Source organism: Synechococcus sp. KORDI-100 (assembly GCF_000737535.1).
Classification (GTDB): Bacteria; Cyanobacteriota; Cyanobacteriia; order PCC-6307; family Cyanobiaceae; genus Parasynechococcus.
The window spans coordinates 396008-412862 of the sequence record NZ_CP006269.1 but is presented as its reverse complement, the minus strand read 5'-3'; the positions used below and the strand labels follow the sequence as shown (position 1 = coordinate 412862).

Annotated in this window: 16 protein-coding genes; 3 read left to right on the top strand and 13 right to left on the bottom strand. The window is 55.1% G+C overall.

All coding sequences use genetic code 11. From position 1 onward, the window contains the following. Positions 1-15: 15 nt before the first annotated feature. Positions 16-1398: a cation:proton antiporter gene (locus KR100_RS01975; protein ID WP_038542771.1), complete on the bottom strand. Its 1383-nt coding sequence runs from the start codon at positions 1396-1398 to the stop codon at positions 16-18. A gap of 224 nt (positions 1399-1622) precedes the next feature. Between KR100_RS01975 and KR100_RS01965 the strand changes: the two genes are divergently transcribed. From KR100_RS01965 to KR100_RS01955, 3 genes are all read left to right on the top strand, one after another. Beyond that, a complete protein-coding gene (locus KR100_RS01965) occupies positions 1623-4052 on the top strand; it encodes a phosphoketolase (protein ID WP_038542767.1) in 2430 nt (809 codons plus the stop codon). Between the two features lie 64 nt (positions 4053-4116). Then, on the top strand, positions 4117-6639 hold the full coding sequence (locus KR100_RS01960) for a glycogen/starch/alpha-glucan phosphorylase (RefSeq protein ID WP_038547651.1): 2523 nt from the start codon (positions 4117-4119) through the stop codon (positions 6637-6639). Continuing rightward, entirely contained in the window at positions 6639-7715 is a 1077-nt protein-coding gene (locus KR100_RS01955; RefSeq protein WP_038542765.1) for an acetate/propionate family kinase, read from the top strand. The genes KR100_RS01960 and KR100_RS01955 overlap by 1 nt, the downstream gene beginning before the upstream one ends. Here KR100_RS01955 and KR100_RS01950 read toward each other — a convergent pair. The 12 genes from KR100_RS01950 to KR100_RS01895 all read right to left on the bottom strand — a co-directional run bounded on the left by KR100_RS01950 (position 7698) and on the right by KR100_RS01895 (position 16370). Beyond that, positions 7698-8162, bottom strand: coding sequence for a hypothetical protein (locus KR100_RS01950; protein WP_038542763.1), 465 nt, complete (start codon positions 8160-8162; stop codon positions 7698-7700). The two genes, KR100_RS01955 and KR100_RS01950, sit on opposite strands and share 18 nt — an antisense overlap. Before the next feature lie 38 nt (positions 8163-8200). After that, a complete protein-coding gene (locus tag KR100_RS01945) occupies positions 8201-8539 on the bottom strand; it encodes a hypothetical protein (RefSeq protein WP_038542761.1) in 339 nt (112 codons plus the stop codon). 353 nt (positions 8540-8892) lie between these two features. Beyond that, positions 8893-10332, bottom strand: a complete 1440-nt coding sequence (locus KR100_RS01940; RefSeq protein WP_051847278.1) for a phage terminase large subunit — start codon at positions 10330-10332, stop codon at positions 8893-8895. Further along, on the bottom strand, positions 10329-10628 hold the full coding sequence (locus KR100_RS16445) for a hypothetical protein (RefSeq protein WP_204207757.1): 300 nt from the start codon (positions 10626-10628) through the stop codon (positions 10329-10331). Before KR100_RS16445 ends, KR100_RS01940 begins: the two co-directional genes overlap by 4 nt. Positions 10629-10786: 158 nt before the next feature. After that, positions 10787-11077: a hypothetical protein gene (locus KR100_RS15550; RefSeq protein ID WP_162176467.1), complete on the bottom strand. Its 291-nt coding sequence runs from the start codon at positions 11075-11077 to the stop codon at positions 10787-10789. Positions 11078-11117: 40 nt separating this feature from the next. Further along, complete coding sequence (locus KR100_RS14325; RefSeq protein ID WP_051847277.1) at positions 11118-11786, bottom strand: pentapeptide repeat-containing protein; 669 nt, start codon at positions 11784-11786, stop codon at positions 11118-11120. Then, a complete protein-coding gene (locus KR100_RS01925; RefSeq protein WP_038542758.1) occupies positions 11777-11995 on the bottom strand; it encodes a hypothetical protein in 219 nt (72 codons plus the stop codon). The genes KR100_RS14325 and KR100_RS01925 overlap by 10 nt, the downstream gene beginning before the upstream one ends. Before the next feature lie 199 nt (positions 11996-12194). Beyond that, positions 12195-13118 (bottom strand): hypothetical protein, encoded by a 924-nt coding sequence (locus tag KR100_RS01920; RefSeq protein ID WP_038542756.1) that lies wholly within the window; start codon positions 13116-13118, stop codon positions 12195-12197. A 288-nt stretch (positions 13119-13406) separates the two neighbouring features. Further along, the gene (locus KR100_RS01915) at positions 13407-13769 is read right to left on the bottom strand and encodes a hypothetical protein (protein WP_038542754.1); all 363 of its coding nucleotides are present in this window, start codon (positions 13767-13769) and stop codon (positions 13407-13409) included. A 250-nt stretch (positions 13770-14019) separates the two neighbouring features. Beyond that, positions 14020-14238, bottom strand: coding sequence for a hypothetical protein (locus tag KR100_RS01910; RefSeq protein WP_038542751.1), 219 nt, complete (start codon positions 14236-14238; stop codon positions 14020-14022). A gap of 212 nt (positions 14239-14450) precedes the next feature. Further along, complete coding sequence (locus tag KR100_RS01905) at positions 14451-14963, bottom strand: hypothetical protein (RefSeq protein ID WP_156097874.1); 513 nt, start codon at positions 14961-14963, stop codon at positions 14451-14453. 930 nt (positions 14964-15893) lie between these two features. Then, positions 15894-16370: a tetratricopeptide repeat protein gene (locus KR100_RS01895; protein WP_239420375.1), complete on the bottom strand. Its 477-nt coding sequence runs from the start codon at positions 16368-16370 to the stop codon at positions 15894-15896. Positions 16371-16855 lie beyond the last annotated feature (485 nt).

Sequence of the window (16855 nt, the reverse complement as noted above, 5' to 3'; positions counted from 1 at the left end):
CCTTCAGACCAACGATCAGATCGTCGAGGTTCCGGCCGTGGGATCGGCCACGAATTCATCGGGCACCATGTCGCCCTTTTCAGGCGGCTTGCCTTTCAGAACGAGACGAAGCAACACTGGTGCCAGGAAGGTGGTTCCGATCACCATCAGCAGGATGGCCGCTTCCAGTCCGGGATTGAGCAGACCCGAGGCTGTGCCCAATCCCAGGAAGATCAGACCGACCTCGCCCCGGGGCATCATTCCCAGACCCACCACCAGGTGATTCGTGGGTTTGTCGCTGAACACGGCCCACCCGGCCGCAACCTTGCCGATGATCGCTACCACAAACAGGAAGCCAGCGATCACCAGGGCCGAACGAGCCGCGGGATCGGCCGGGTTGATCACCGACAGGTCCATGCCCGCACCCACCAACACAAAGAAGACTGTGGCGAACAACGCCACGATCGGCGTCACGGCGGTCTGAATCTCTTCGCGGTGCTTAGAGGTGCTGACGATCAGGCCCCCTGCGAACGCACCCAGCGCCGCCTCAAGTCCGATGGCGGTTGCCGCGAAGCAGCTGAGAGCAAGCAACAGATAGGCACCGATCAGCTTGGCTCCAGGCGCCTTGAGCTGATCAATCACCCAGTCAAACGCCGGCGCTGCTTTCTGACTGAGCAGCAGGGCGACAACCACGAACACAACCGCAGCCACCACAAGCTGCACGATGGGAGCGATCTCGAGGGTTCCGCCGGCTGCCAGGGAGACCACCACAGCCAGAATCACGATGCCGAGGATGTCATCGAGCACGGCGGCGCCGATCACGATCTGCCCCTCTCGGGTCCGCAGATAACCGAGTTCCCCAAAGACACTGGCCGTGATCCCGATGCTGGTCGCTGTCATCGATGCACCTGCAAAGATGGCCGGGATCGCATCGACATGGAAAATCGCCATCAGACCCAAGGTTCCGAGAGCGAACGGGAGCACAACACCAACAACGGCAACGGTAAAGGCCTGAACACCAACGGCCATCAGTTCCTCCAGCTCACTTTCAAGTCCCGTCAGGAACAACAGCGAGTAGAGGCCGAGGGTGGACACGGATTGCAGAGCTCCGAAGGTCTCTTCGTACAGCTCTGGAATCTCGTCAGCGGGGATGTGGGCCAGACCGGCCACAACATCCGAAAAGGCGGCGCTGAGCTGAACACCGGTCTCCGGTGGCACCAGCAGATGCAGGCCGGAAGCGCCGATGATGACGCCAGCGAGCAGCTCGCCAAGAATTGTGGGTAACTCGAGACGACAAAGAATTTCAGCCAGCGTTCTGGCGCCGACAAAAATCAGAATGAATCGGAGCACACCAATCAGAGTCTCCGCCACTTCCAGGTCGTGACTGCTGATCTCGCTCAGCAGGGTGGGTAACAGCATGGTGCTGCGGTGCGGTCACGCCGAGATTAGTGGTGATTCCAAAAGCGGACTGCTCCGAAGGAGACGGAATGGTCCCGTTTGGACGAGAAGCGAAAGCTTGTCGAGATCTTTGTCGGCAGGGCGGAACGAGATGGCTACTTTCCAGACAACCGCATCGCTCGGACGGAGCATCGTCCCTCTGAGCCCGTGGGTGACCTGAACAGCTTTGAAACTTCGAGCCATTCATGACGACCGCGCATCAACAGCAATCATTTGCTGCCGTTCAATCTCCTTCAGACGAGGAGTTGCAGAACCTCGACGCCTACTGGCGCACGGCCAACTACCTGGCCGTCGGCATGATTTATCTCCAGGACAACCCTCTGCTCAAGGAGCCCCTTCGTGCAGAACATATCAAGCCCCGCCTGCTGGGTCACTGGGGATCGAGTCCCGGCCAGGCCTTCATCTGGACCCATGCCAACCGCTTGATCAACAAATACGACCTGAACATGATCTACATGTCAGGTCCTGGTCACGGTGCCCCCGGGGCTCGAGGTCCCGTTTACATCGACGGCAGCTACACCGATCGTTATCCCGATAAATCAATCGACGAAGAAGGGCTGAAGAAGTTCTTCAAGATGTTCTCCTTCCCGGGGCACATCGGCAGCCACTGCACCGCCGAGATGCCGGGCTCCATTCATGAGGGTGGTGAGCTCGGTTACGTCCTCTCCCACGCCTGCGGGTCCATCCTCGACAACCCTGAGTTGATCACGATCGCCTGCGTTGGGGACGGTGAGGCGGAGACCGGACCGCTGGCCACCAGCTGGCACATCAACAAATTCATCAATCCGATCCGGGATGGTGCTGTTCTTCCGATCCTGCACCTGAACGGCTACAAGATTGCCAATCCCACGATCCTGAGCCGGATCGACCACGAAGAGCTCGAGAGCCTCTTCCGCGGGTATGGCTGGACACCGATCTTCGTTGAGGGCTCCGACCCGATGACGATGCACCGCGAGATGTCGATTGCTCTGGAACAAGCCGTTCTCGACATTCGTGCGCAGCAGGAGCAGGCCCGCATCAGCGGCGAAGCGTTCCGCCCCCGCTGGCCGATGATCGTGCTGAGGTCGCCCAAGGGTTGGACGGGCCCCCAGGAAGTTGACGGCAAGAAGATCGAGAACTTCTGGCGCTCCCACCAGGTTCCCGTCGCCGACGTTCAGACCAACGAGAGCCATCTGCGGATGCTCGAAGAGTGGATGAAGAGCTACCGGCCCTGGGAGCTGTTTGAAGACGATGGTTCCGTCAAACAGTTCATCCGCGATCAATCCCCCAGAGGAGATCGTCGTATGGGCAGCAATCCCAACACCAACGGCGGCGTTCTGCGCAAGGACCTGCTGTTCCCGGCGATCGAGAACCATGCCGTGCCCGTCGACTCTCCTGGCACCACGGAAAAGGAGAACACCTACCCCCTCGGGGAGGTGATTCGCGATCTGATTCGCGACAACCCCGGCGGTTATCGCCTGTTCGGTCCGGACGAAACCCACTCCAACCGTCTTCAGGCGGTCTACGAAGCTTCGAAGAAGGTCTGGATGGCCAACTTCCTGCCGGAAGACCTCAATGGAAGCGAGTTGTCACGGGATGGCTCGGTAATCGAGATGCTCTCCGAGCACACCCTCGTGGGGATGATGGAGGGCTACCTCTACACCGGTCGCAACGGCTTTTTCCACACCTATGAAGCCTTCGCCCACGTGGTCTCCTCGATGTACAACCAGCACTGCAAGTGGCTGGAGCACTGCGAGGAGATTCCCTGGCGTGCGCCGATCGGGCCCTGGAACATCCTGATCTCCTCCACCGTCTGGCGTCAGGATCACAACGGCTTCACCCACCAGGATCCTGGCTTCATGGATCTGGCCGGCAACAAGAAGGGGTCGATCACCCGCGTTTACCTCCCCGCCGATGCCAACAGTCTTCTGGCCGTCGCTGAGAAAGCGCTCGTTGAAACGAATGTCTCCAACATCATCGTTTCCGACAAGCAGAAGCATCTGCAGTATCTCGACCTCGAAGCGGCCCGTCGCCACGTGGCCAAAGGCGCAGGCATCTGGGAATGGGCCTGCAACGACGACTGCGGCACCGAGCTCGACGAACCCGATGTTGTGATGGCGTCCGCCGGTGACATTCCCACCAAGGAGACCCTCGCGGCGATCGAAATCCTGCGGGAACAGATTCCCCAGCTCAAGGTCCGCTACGTGAACGTGGTGAAACTGTTTGCGCTCTCACCCGACAGCGAGCATCCCCACGGCCTCAGCGATGCCGACTTCGACAGCCTCTTCACGCCGGACAAACCGGTGATCTTCAACTTCCACGGCTATCCCTGGCTGATTCACCGCCTGGCCTATCGCCGTCGTTGCGCCCACAGGCTGCACGTGCGGGGGTACAAGGAGCACGGCAACATCAACACCCCGCTTGAGCTTGCGATCAGCAACCAGATCGATCGCTTCAATCTGGTGATCGACGTGATCGACCGCGTCGACAAACTCGGCTCCCGTGCCGCCCACGTCAAGGAGCGCATGAAGGACGAAATCCAGAAGCATCGCAACTACGCCTACACCGTGGGAATGGATTCTCCCGAGATCAACAACTGGCGTTGGAGGTACGGCACCGGTTCGGGTACCTGCTGAGCCTGCACTGCATCACTGAACAACGGGGAGAGCCATGGCTGTCCCCTTCCACCTTTCTGTCGTCATGACCGCCTCACAACCTCTCGATCTGCGACTGCCGACCCCCGGTTGTTACAACGATCCCGAACGCGCCGGCCTCGATGCCAAGAGCGTGTTCGACGGGATGACCGAGCACCTCTTCTTCACGCTCGGAAAACTGGCCCCCACCGCCAGTCGCCATGACCTGTACATGGCCCTGAGTTACGCGGTGCGGGACCGTTTGATGACCCGTTATCTGGCGACGATGGAAGCGATGCGCGCCCATCCCCAGAAAGCGGTTGCCTACCTCTCCGCCGAATTCCTGATCGGCCCGCAGCTCAACAACAATCTGCTCAACCTGGGGATCCAGAAGGAAGCCGAAGAAGCCCTGCGCAATTTCGGCATCGAGTCTCTACAGCAGATTCTTGAAGTCGAGGAGGAGCCGGGTCTTGGCAACGGCGGCCTCGGTCGACTGGCGGCCTGCTACATGGAATCGCTGGCCAGCCTCAAGATTCCTGCCACCGGCTACGGCATCCGCTACGAATTCGGCATTTTCGACCAGCTCATCCGCGACGGCTGGCAGGTGGAAATCACCGACAAATGGCTGAAGGGCGGCTGGCCGTGGGAACTCCCCCAACCCGATGAAGCCTGTTTCGTCGGCTTCGGCGGCCGCACCGAGAGCTATATCGATGACAAGGGCAACTACCGCTCCCGCTGGATTCCGGCGGAACACGCCATCGGTGTCCCCCACGATGTGCCGACGCTCGGCTACAGGGTCAACATCTGCGATCGCCTGCGCCTCTGGCGAGCCGACGCCACCGAGAGCTTCGATTTCTACGCCTTCAACATCGGCGATTACTACGGCGCTGTCGAAGAGAAGGTGGGCAGCGAAACCCTCTCCAAGGTTCTGTATCCCAACGACGGCACCGACGAAGGCCGGCGCCTGCGCCTGAAGCAGCAGCACTTCTTTGTGAGCTGCTCATTGCAGGACATGCTGCGCAGCCTGGACAACCGAGGACTTCCCGTTGAGGACTTCCCGAACTACTGGACCGTCCAGCTGAACGACACCCACCCCGCCATCGCCGTGGCGGAGCTGATGCGCCTGCTGATCGACGATCGCCACATGGAGTGGGACAAGGCCTGGGACATCACCTCCCGTTCCGTGGCTTACACGAATCACACCTTGCTGCCCGAGGCCCTCGAGAAATGGGACCTCAACCTGTTCGGCAATCTGCTGCCGAGGCACCTGGAGCTGATCTACGAGATCAACCGTCGTTTCCTGCAGCAGGTGCGCATTCGCTACCCGGGCAACGATGCGATGCAACGCAAGCTCTCGATCATCGATGAAGAGGGCAGCAAGGCGGTGCGGATGGCCCACCTGGCCACCATCGGCGCTCATCACGTCAATGGGGTGGCCGCTCTTCACTCCGATCTGGTGAAGACCGATCTGCTGCCGGAATTCGCCGAGCTCTGGCCAGACAAGTTCACCAATGTCACCAACGGCGTCACGCCCCGACGTTGGGTCGCCCTCTCCAACCCAGGTCTGGCGACGCTTCTGGATGCCCATGTCGGCAAGGACTGGATCTCCAACATGGAGTCTCTGCGCAAGCTCGAGGAGTTCCAGAACGATCAGGGATTCCTCGAGCAGTGGGGTGAGACGAAGCTGTCCGTGAAGCGCAAGCTGGCTGGCTACATCCACAAGAACACCGGTGTGCTGGTTGATCCCTCCACCCTCTTCGACGTTCAGGTGAAGCGGATTCACGAATACAAGCGTCAGCACCTCAACGCCCTGCAGGTAATCACCCAGTACCTGCGCATCAAGAACGGTCAGGCCGAGGGGATGGCTCCTCGAACGGTGATCTTCGGTGGCAAGGCGGCTCCCGGCTACTACATGGCCAAGTTGATCATCCGCTTCATCAACGGCATTGCCGACACCATCAACAGTGATCCCGACATGGACGGCCGCCTGCGGGTGGTGTTCCTGCCGGATTACAACGTGAAGCTTTCAGAGCAGGTGTATCCCGCCTCCGACCTCTCGGAGCAGATCTCCACCGCAGGCAAGGAAGCTTCAGGGACAGGCAACATGAAGTTCGCCATGAATGGTGCCCTCACCATCGGCACCCTCGACGGAGCCAATGTGGAGATCCGTGAGCTGGTGGGCGCCGAAAACTTCTTCCTCTTCGGCAAAACCGTCGAGGAGATCAAAGCCCTCAAGGAACAGGGCTACCGCCCCGGTGATTTCATTGCCGCCATCCCTGAGCTGCAGGAAGCACTGAGGCTGATTGAGATGGGCCACTTCAGCAATGGCGATGGGGAGCTGTTCCGTCCGCTGATGGACAACCTCACAGGCAACGACCCCTTCTTCGTCATGGCCGACTTCGGCGATTACGTCAGGGCTCAGGAAGCGGTCAGCCTCGCCTGGACCGATCGGATGCACTGGAATCGGATGTCCCTGCTGAACACGGCCCGGACCGGGTTCTTCTCCTCCGACCGCTCCATCGCGGAGTACTGCCGGAACATCTGGAACGTCGACCCCCTCAACGTTGAGATCACCTGTGACGTTCGCTGATGGGTGATCTGACCCTGGTCATCAACCTCGGCAGTTCCAGCCTCAAAGCGGCCCTGGTGGATTCCACCGGGGCTTTCCTTTGGCACAGCGGACGCAGCATCGCTGCAGGCGAGCATCTTGAGGACGTCCTTCGACAATGGCTCGAACCGGAACTGGAGCCCCATCGAGAGCGGATCGGCCTGATCGGCCATCGGGTCGTCCATGGCGGTGAACGCTTCACGGCGCCGACGCAGATCACAGAGAACGTGCTGAAGACGCTCGAGCAGCTGACACCATTGGCTCCGTTGCACAATCCACCGGCCCTGATGGGGATGGCATGGGGCCGTGCCTGGGCCCCGTCACTGCCCCAGTGGGCCTGTTTTGACACGGCCTTTCACAGCACCCTGCCAGCCGCAGCCTACACCTACGCCATCCCTGCTGAATTCAGGCAGAAGGGATTCCGCCGTTTCGGCTTTCATGGCATCAACCACCAGCACATCGCAGAGACCGTGGCCGATCGGTGGAGCGAACAGGATCAGGACCCGTCGACCCTGCGACTGATCAGTGCCCATCTCGGAGCTGGGGCCTCCCTGGCCGCGATCCATGGCGGCCGTTGCATCGACACCACCATGGGATTCACCCCGCTCGAGGGATTGGTCATGGCAACCCGCTCCGGAACCATCGATCCGGGGATGATGCTGGAGCTGATGCGTGAGGGATACAGCACGGATCAGATGGCGGCCATGCTTCAGAAGCAATCAGGCCTCAAAGGTCTCACAGGTTTCGGCGGCGACATGCGCGAGATCCGAGAAGCGGCCGAGCAAGGACATGCCAGCGCCATCAAAGCCCTGGATGTCTTCCGCCACCGTCTGGTCCAGCTTCTGGGCGCCATGGCCGCCAGCCTTGGTGGCGTGGACGTGCTCGCACTCACTGGTGGGGTGGGTGAGCACGACAGAACACTGCATGGGGAGCTGGCTCGAGCTCTCAGCTGGTGGGGGAACTACGCAACGATGGTCATTCCGGCCGATGAGGAGGGCATGATTGCCCGCCTCTGCCAACGCCAGAACGACAGGGGCCCCTCAGCTGCGATCGGGTAGATCAGGTGTCTGATGCAGCAGGCGGTTCAACCGCAGACGGTCCACGTTGAGTGGGTCGGGAGCCAGTTCACCGGCGAGCTCCTTGAATTTCTGCTCGATTTCCTCCGGAACGCGAACGTCAAACACGCGTTCCATCAGGGCTTCAATCGAGAACAGATGGGCATTGATGTTCTCAAGGTCAGCCATGGCCTGTTGAAGAGCATCGCTGCTTTCCTCGGATGGGCCTGCTACAGAGAGCTGCTGACCCGTGGGGACTTCCGTCTGCTGCCGGGATCCCTGCTGCTTCTGGAGATCCTCAAGGACGCGTCCGGAGAGGGTTCGGAAGGATTGCAGGGCTGCCCAGTTGAGTTCCTGTTGCTGACGAAGAGTGGGGAACTCCCGGATCAATCGGTCATGTTCCCGATAGAACCTCTGGCAGTCCGGACATTGGCAGGGCTCTTCCGGCACCGCAGTCCTCACTCATTCAATGTCCACTATGGCACCTGTTACGCCGCTAGGGGACCTGAATCACCGTCATGATCCCGTTCCTGCTCAGGATCATCCTCTTCAACCGTGCCTGGCAGTGGAATTTCAATGGACGACACCACCTGAATGACGTCCCGCAACCGCATCGAGTCGGCGAACCAACCCATGGCTTGCTCGGTATCACCGCGGCGTTCCGCATCACTCGCCTGATCCTCGTGGGCCTCGGCTAGCAGTGCAAGCCAGCAGAGGCAACGGGCCTGCACCACCGACAGATCAAGGTCCGTCGGCTGGGAGTCGGCGATCCTCTCACTCTCCTGCTGGACCAGCAAACGAAGTCGGAGATCGTGAAGCTGGGTCATAGCACCCGCCTGGATGTGCCAACCCTAGCGATGGAGAGCGATCAGGCCACCCCACCAGATGTAGCGTTCACTACGACGTGGTCGGGACTCAACGGGGCTGGCGGGACTCGAACCCACGACCTACGGTTTAGGAAGCCATGACATTGCCCCACGTAAACATGGCAAATAGCTGTCAGAGACTGGGTTTTGCGTCATACCCTGCTTGCTCAAGATCACCTTTGCAAGCAGGGTTTTCGTGAAAAGTGAGTGCATGCACTCACCTGATTGTGGACATGCTTCAGCCCCCTGCAGGCCTCTGCATATCTGTTTGATTTCTCCCGGCCTGATTGAGATCAACCCTCTGCATTAGGCACTCAGTAAATGCGGTGCCCGGCCATCGCAGTGTGTCTTGAACTCTCGATTCCAGACAGCAGATATCTGACTGCATCAGCCGCGTGATCGATGCCGGTCGTGTCGAGATCCTCTGGGTTGTGTTGGTCGTAGACCAGCCCCGGCAGGGTTGCCCAGAAGCTCGAGCACTTCTCCGTCGCATACAGGCCTGGCGCTGATGGATCACCAGCGGCCTCCATCATCTGCGCCATCAATGCCCAGCCAGCCACACGTTGCTTTGGTGCTGGGACGAAACCACAACCAAACCGTTTGAGTTGATCGGCGATCGATCCATCACTGGAGCCAATCGCTGAGCCGATGGCGGCATCAGCAAAGCGCTGCCGGAGGGGTACTTCTCTGAGATCCAGTCCATTGCGGTTGCATAGCTCCTGACACCGGGCAGCAAAGGTTCGAGTGGTCAGCGTCCGGTCGCCAACGTGCCACTGGCGGCTTCCATCGGGGGTGCGCTGATCGGAATAAAACTCATCCAGCAAGATCACTGAATTCGACCCGATCACCCGGCCGGCGTATTCGATCTGCTGCGTCGGCCGCAGTGCAATGAACACTGCTGATGGTGATCGGGTTCCACAATCCATCCCCATCCAGATCCAACGACCGCTCCAGTCGTATCGATGACGCTGAGAACCCTCCCAGGCCAGCTGCATCCGTTGCTGAGAAAACACCGAGCCAAAAAACGATCCAGAGGTCAGCCCCCAACGGCCGTAAACCTCCGATTCGATCTTGGATGAATCGAAATTGCAGCTGGCTTTGAGCTGCTCGATGTAGACGTTGCGATCCGCAAGGTGCGGGTTGTCGAACAGCGTCGAGCTGATCAGAACAACGTCTTTTCTGAACAGCTCTGAGCGATGGGGCCTCCACGGCACCATCCGCGAGACGAAGTGCTCAAAAATCCACCAACTGCCCACGTTGTTGGGATTGGCCGTCAACACCATGCGGGGAGTGACTGATTCATCTGTCGTCCGCATTGATGAGCGCAACCGGAGCAGCGGCGCCGGTTCTTGGATCTGCCCAGCTTCATCGACATAGATATGGCTCAGGTCGACGCCTTGGAACCGGCCGTAGGCGTTCTCATCTTTGATGTAGTGCAGGAAGATCACCGCGCCGTTGGAGAAGCGGAACTCCTTTTTGCTGGCCAGATACTTGGTGCCTTTCAGCTCAGGCTGGGCATCGATCAACTGTTGAATTTCTGACTGCAGCTTGAGAAGACCAGCCAGGTCACGACGCACCAGCGCAGCGATGTATCCCTTCCCGAACCGCATCGCATCGCGAACGATCAACATCGACAACAGCGTTGATTTGCCACCACCGCGGCCACCAACAAGCACCAGATCCATTGCATCTGGCACTGACAGTGCAGCGCCCTGCCAAGGCAGCGGTTGGAAGCCCTCCGCCGGAGCAGTCATAGGTTCAACTCCTGATCCAGCAGGCGATCAAAGGCTTTCTCCATCCGTTGTTCCAGTGGAGTCAAAACAGGAGCAGGAACAGTCCTGCGGGCTGAACGACGACGTTGCTCTGCAATCAGCGCATCACGCATCCTGAGCTCGTTGCGCTGTTGTCGTTCACGCTGACCAAGCGCTGGAAGCATAAATTTCCAAGCCTGCACACGCTGCTCTTGATCGAATCTGAGGTCTAAACCAGAGGGCACCACCGTCATTCCCTTCAAGCAGAACTGATCAGTACTAGTAACTTCACCGGTCATAACTGAGTAAAATTAAGAATTTTATTTGGTCTAATTTCTACACAATGAGATCATGCGATCTGAAGTCATTCAGAGCAATATCCTTTAGCAGCATCTGGCTTGTGAATCGATACTGCATGAAGAGTTCCCCGCTGTTGATTGCGGGTTGCGAATGTGCCTCACGATTGTGTCCACGGCTCAGTACGTTCGGGCTGAGGTGCAAAGGATGGTTCTTTAATTACAGGCCGCTCTGGAACATCAATCACAACTGCACCCTCAAGCGGGCTGACATATCCCGGCCCATCAGACTCAATCGTCGATGGATCAGCATTGAACTTCGGGCTGTGATGATCTTTAAGCAGATTGGAACGGACCGGACCGACACTCGAATCCCAATCGTTGCCAGTATTAAATCTCGGGCGTTTGTCGGATGAAGGCATTGATTTGAAATCGCTATTCCATTCTCGCAAGTCAAAAACCCTTTGACGCGAGCGAATCTATATCTAAAAGCTATGGAATCAGCTGATCTCCAAGGCACGGTTTTCTTCCCTTGTTATAGGTGCCATCAGGACAACGCGTCCATTCCCAATCCGCCGTATCTGCATTGACTGCTTGATCTAAATAGAGCGCTCCAGTCAGGTCCGCATGCTGCAGTTCCGCACCCTGAAGGTTCGCACTACGAAGGTTTGCACTCGTAAGTTCCGCACCCTGAAGGTTTGCACCTTGAAGGTTGGCACCTTCCAGGTTGGCGGAGTCCAAATTCGCCTCCCTCAGGTCCGCCATCCACAGGTACGCATTATTTAGCTCCGCACCCTCCAGGTCCGCATTCAACAGAAGCGCCCAATTCAGTTTCGCATTCTCTAGATCCACAAATCTTAGGTCCGATCTCTGCACATTCCAATATCCTAGTGATCTACCATGCAGATCTGCTCCATATAGAGATGCACCGGAGCCGTAACTCTGAGGGTTTGAAGGACGCCAACGTGCGGGTTCTAATGCACACAAAGGATCGGTGGTATCCGTTTCACCTCCAACACCTGTGATGATATCCGACTTGTGAGTTCGTAGTCCCACGAAGTCACAAGCGTTCAGTTCAGGTTTATTTTTGATTTTTGCAACCAAGCCACCAACCTTTTTCTTGCCCCAGCCCTTCTCCTCACCGTTGGCATTCAGATACAACTTGCCTTTTTTGTGTAGTACACGACAGCCGCATCTGAATTCATCAGTGTTTTGGCTTCCGTCTTGGTACGGGCGATAGCGAAAGTTTGGCCGTAAGCTCCCTTCACGCCGTAGACAGGATCAGGGTCAACGGCTTTGAATTTGATGGCCTTTTTGGCTGAAAACTCCAGCACCTCCTCGCCATGGTCGTGGTCGTTCCACTCACTCATTAAAAAAGCCCACAGTACGCATTTTTTAGCATCGATTCAAAGAGACGACAAAAACCCCGTCATTGCTGACGGGGTGGTGTGTATGAGTGTTCTGCCGGGGGTTTGATCAGGAACCACACGCCCTGCCCTGCTTTTCCCAAGGTTGGGTTTTGTATAGCTTTCAGTTCATTGAATGAACATCAGGCTCCCCGAAAGCCAATCAGCATAATTCCACACCAGTTGTCAATACTCTTTGGACGTAATCAGATCCTGTTACTACAAGCTGTGTATTATCATCGTTTACTTGTACATCAAAGCCCTGCAAGTCAGTTGCAAAGATTTCTGCAACTGCCTTGTTATTGTCATCATAGAAAACCATCAAATCTTCAGTGGTACCTGGGAAAGCGGTACTATGGTAATCATCTGGTCTTACGCCGCCAAATTTAGTTTGTTCTCCGTTTCGATCAAGTCCAAAATTAATAATTAATTGATCTGCCTGATTAAAGTCCGCAATATAGGCACGATTATTTCGATTGCGAGTTGTATCCGTATATAGAACAAACTTGTCGCTATAATAATTCCCATGATTCCTAGAACGATAGGGGTAGTCTCCGAAATCTCCTCTCAACCAGCACTTGCCTGTACCAACAAGAACATCCTCTCCATGCCCACCATATGCCCAGTCATCGTGATATGCAATAAGTGTATCCTTTCCGTTTTCCCCCATTAGTTTATCACGATCTAAATAACCTCTTAGGTGGAAGTCTCCTCCAACAATTACATCGTCACCCCAGCCTCCCTTTATAGTATCTTCACCGTTATCACCGTAGATGAAATCATGAGTTTTTGAATGCATTTCAATGTAATTGTTTAATTCATTGCCATATACATTCCAAAATTTAATTTCTTTACCACGCTCGTTGTAGTGAGTTCTTCTGCTCCAGTCATCTTCTCGCTCGAGCAGGTGATAGCTGCCACTATGATTCTGCCTCAAGTACTGTATTCTTTCTTCCATTTTCCCTGCCGCTTGTTCTGCTAAGTACTCAGCGACATCTTTCACGTTTTCTCTCTCGAAATCAGTAATTTTAGTTTTTGGTTGATAAACACTCTTTTGTTGGAATGTTTCGAATTTCTGGAAGTCCATTTTGTTTTGTGGTGTTTGGCGTGTATGTCTTTGGGGTGTCCCCCACCGATGCACACACCATCTCCGGAATCACAGCTCCACTTGTTGACCTGAGTCAGCCCTGCCTGTGAGGTTGGTCACAGGGGGCCAGAAGCACTGCGATACCTGGGATTCAGAGGCTCACGCCCAAGTGCCAAGCAATCAACCTGTTCTTCTCCGCTTCAGTCAGAAACGGGGCAAGCCAGTCCAGAAGCAGCTTCTTCACTGCAGGTTTACCAAAGGTGTTGCACCCCGCCAGAAAGACAACGCTTAATCGTCTGGCTCGGTGATGTCCTCCCCCGTCTCTGACTGCTTTGGCTTCCAGATCTTGAACGACCCCCCTAGGGATGCTGACTGGCCTGAATACTTCTGAAGCGTTCTCCCCTCGTAACCGAACGAGACTGGGTCTTGGTGTTGCTTGGCCTTCTCTTTCCTCTCGATCTCCAGTCCGGCGTCTCGGATCTCGGGGTAGGTCTCAGCCCACCAGCTCTCGGGATGCCTCCAGTCTCCGAAGTACTCAGGCGGATTCTCTGATGGCCGGGGAGGTTTGTCGCTGGCCTGTTTCAGCAGCCAGGCCGTGAAAGTCGCCTGAGCAAAGATGGCAGCGCCGCCTATGAGTAGGACCCAAATCATGGCTTAACCCAAGTTTATATTTTTCTGTCCCAAAGCTTTACTTTGAGTGTTGGCTTTAGCGGGTGTAGTAGTAATCAAAGATGCGCACACAGCAGCAGCAGCGGCGGCGCTTGAAGTGAAGAGCTGCATTTAAAGGTTGTGATGTTTGAGGCTGCCCCTTGAACCCATTTTTCTCCGCGCAGCTTTCTCTTACCTCCCCTATTAGGAGAGTATTTGATGAGATTTTCCTGAATCTGGCCCCCAATATGATTTAAAGACTCATGCCCAAATGCCAAGCAATCAGCCTGTCCTTCTCCGCTTCGCTTAGGAAAGGGGCTAGCCAATCCAAAAGCAGCTCTTCCACTGCAGGCTTTCCAAGGTCTTGCACCCCGCCACACAGCCAACGTTTGAAGAGGTCAGGGTCATTAGCCCTCAGCGCTGAGACGAGTTCATTCAGCAGGAACAGGGCAATGCGGGTTTCGAGAGTCATGGGTCAGACGTGACTGCCTGAAGTGTTCCCCGCTCTGCTCAGGCACTAAAAACCCCGCCATTGCTGACGGGGCTAAGTGTGAATTAAGACAGTATTGAAAGCTGATTTGGGGGATTATTGGCCAGATTAAAGAAATAAACCCCCTTGCTGCAAGGGCCTTGGGTGGTTAGGTTGTTAGGGGTTAGGTTAGGTCGAAAGATCCCACAAGGACATCAGCTGCACTCTCGCCTCAGATAGCACGATTCCATCTTCCCACCTTGGGAGAACAACGATTGCATCGCTACAGAATCTAATTCAATATCATCAAATGCTCCACCGTTATTCATCTCGTCCAACTCTTCTTCGAGTTCGTCGCGATCAAAAACATAACCTTCTTTCTTGCCATCCTTGATCACACGCTTCAATGCTTTCTTGGGCTCCAGAGTGAAGTCCACCAAAAGATCAGCTTCCTCTGATTCCGTCAGTGTTTCTCGATAAGCAGCAATCTGCTCTTTGGTGTCACCGCCGTGCTCGTGATCATGGTCGTGCTCATGATCATGGTCGCCCGTAACAGCATCAAATGCCTCCATCCCCTCAAACTGCTCAGCACTCAATTCAGGCTTGCCTTTGAACCGGGCGATCAAGCCACCCACCTTTTTCTTTCCCCAGCCCTTCTCCTCACCGTTGGCATTCAGATACAGCTTGCCTTTCTTGGCGTCGTAGACCACATCCGCATCAGACTTCATCAATGCCTTGAGTTCCTTCTTGCTGGAAGCAACCGCAAAGGATCCGTCCTCGACGCCATCAACATGGATCAGAGCATCGGAATCAAAGCTTTTGAGCTTGCTGGGTTTCTTGGCTGAAAACTCCAGCACCTCCTCACCATGGTCGTGATCGTGGTCGTGGTCATGACCGTGATGGTCGTGGTCGTGCCCTTTTGCCATAACGATCAATGCGCGATGAAACTTTCTAGCTGAGTTTCAATGATCAATCCTGAAGACAGTGACGCTTTCGCTGTTGACGGTTGATCAGCGCATCAAAAACCCCGCCATTGCTGACGGGGTGGTGTGTGTGAGTTTTTGTCTGGAGATGGATGGCTAAGATTTAAAGATCAATGCCTTCACTCGCTGTTAACCCATCGGAGTGTTATCCCACACGATATTCTTATTCATTTTTCTATTGACATATCTGGATAGACGCTTGAATAGAAGTCTAAACAGAAAATTGACTCCCAGCATGATTGCACACGCGAGTATAAATTCAAAATCAGTTATTTGAGGATCGTCCTTTGGTTCTGTGCCTGTCAAGAATGCTTGCGTATCGAATGTTCCAAAAAAAGGAATCACTATCAGTAGCGAAGCGAACATTACAGCCCACCAAGCCATACCAGCTCCGACAGCTGAAATAATCCGCACAAGTGGATTCTTGCTTCTTATGCGAAATGGCATCGGTAATGCACATGGTCTACCTTTTTAGCCTTTATGCATGAGTCATGTCTATGCCTCATCTCCAAATAAAAACCCCGTCATTGCCAACGGGGAAAGCATTGAAAGAGTTGAAATCAGACAGCTTCAGATTTCAGCACTGATTTCTTACCCATTCAATCGGTTTGGTATCCCCTAGACCTACCGCTTTTTTCCAGTCCTTACAGGCCCCTTTCAGATTACCTACTTCTTCTAAAGCAATGCCGCGGTTAGTAAAGCCATATAAAATCTGGGGTTTACTTCAATTGCTTTTGTGTAATCAGTAATAGCTCCTTGATAATCCTTTAATTTACTCTTGATAGTGCCACGACTGATGTAGGCATGAGCAGAATCAGGTTTGTACTTAATTGCTTTTGTGTAATCAGAAATGGCCCCACTTAAATCGCCTAATTCATATCTCCTCAACCCACGACCGAGATAAGCATCCGCATACTGAGGGTTAATTTCAATTGCCTTCGTGTAATCAGCAATTGCTCCTTGATAATCTCCACTCATTGCTTTTTCGATTCCTGAATCGAACCAGTCTTGAGCACTTTGTGCATAGGCTGTCTGCGTCGAGAGCAACCCTGCTCCAATTCCAGCAACAGGAATCAGCCCTACCAGCAACGGGCGTCCTATCGGCAAGAACAAGGCCAAGGCCGCAGCAAAGGCAGTTGTAACGCGAGGCATCCTGAGGGCTGCATGGCTAGCCCATCTTTAGCCCTTATTGACGATCCCTGTCTGTATCTGATCTACAAACAGAAAACCCCGCCATTTCTGACGGGGTGGTGTGTGTGAGGTTTTGTCGGGTAATAGATGTAACTTTGCCCTACCACCTTAGAGTAGATAGTTGAAAGCGAGAAATAGTTGAACTAAAGTCGGGAGCCTCCACGGTGTGACCAGATAGACGGTGTTTCTATTTTTTCTACCAGCCCTCGGAGTGGCTTTAGGCCTTTTCATTTTTGCTCTTATTTGGAGTATTAAGTCTCTCACTCGATCCTCTAAGGTTGGCGGCACTGCCGCAGTCATCACCCATGTATTACTAGGGAGCGCTATTTTGGTGATTTCTTTTGACATATATGGCGACTATTTCTACCACTGGAGTTGCAGCGAGGGTTTCATCGGTTACTGTTATTTAGAAGCCTCTATGATGTTTATCTTGATGGGACTTCTTC

Excerpts from the sequence above, each read along its gene's own strand:
- KR100_RS01975 (WP_038542771.1), bottom strand. The coding sequence starts at position 1,398 with ATGCTGTTACCCACCCTGCTGAGCGAGATCAGCAGTCACGACCTGGAA.
- KR100_RS01965 (WP_038542767.1), top strand. The coding sequence starts at position 1,623 with ATGACGACCGCGCATCAACAGCAATCATTTGCTGCCGTTCAATCTCCT.
- KR100_RS01960 (WP_038547651.1), top strand. The coding sequence starts at position 4,117 with ATGACCGCCTCACAACCTCTCGATCTGCGACTGCCGACCCCCGGTTGT.
- KR100_RS01955 (WP_038542765.1), top strand. The coding sequence starts at position 6,639 with ATGGGTGATCTGACCCTGGTCATCAACCTCGGCAGTTCCAGCCTCAAA.
- KR100_RS01945 (WP_038542761.1), bottom strand. The coding sequence starts at position 8,539 with ATGACCCAGCTTCACGATCTCCGACTTCGTTTGCTGGTCCAGCAGGAG.
- KR100_RS01940 (WP_051847278.1), bottom strand. The coding sequence starts at position 10,332 with ATGACTGCTCCGGCGGAGGGCTTCCAACCGCTGCCTTGGCAGGGCGCT.
- KR100_RS16445 (WP_204207757.1), bottom strand. The coding sequence starts at position 10,628 with ATGACCGGTGAAGTTACTAGTACTGATCAGTTCTGCTTGAAGGGAATG.
- KR100_RS01925 (WP_038542758.1), bottom strand. The coding sequence starts at position 11,995 with ATGAGTGAGTGGAACGACCACGACCATGGCGAGGAGGTGCTGGAGTTT.
- KR100_RS01920 (WP_038542756.1), bottom strand. The coding sequence starts at position 13,118 with ATGGACTTCCAGAAATTCGAAACATTCCAACAAAAGAGTGTTTATCAA.
- KR100_RS01915 (WP_038542754.1), bottom strand. The coding sequence starts at position 13,769 with ATGATTTGGGTCCTACTCATAGGCGGCGCTGCCATCTTTGCTCAGGCG.
- KR100_RS01910 (WP_038542751.1), bottom strand. The coding sequence starts at position 14,238 with ATGACTCTCGAAACCCGCATTGCCCTGTTCCTGCTGAATGAACTCGTC.
- KR100_RS01905 (WP_156097874.1), bottom strand. The coding sequence starts at position 14,963 with ATGAAGTCTGATGCGGATGTGGTCTACGACGCCAAGAAAGGCAAGCTG.
- KR100_RS01895 (WP_239420375.1), bottom strand. The coding sequence starts at position 16,370 with ATGCCTCGCGTTACAACTGCCTTTGCTGCGGCCTTGGCCTTGTTCTTG.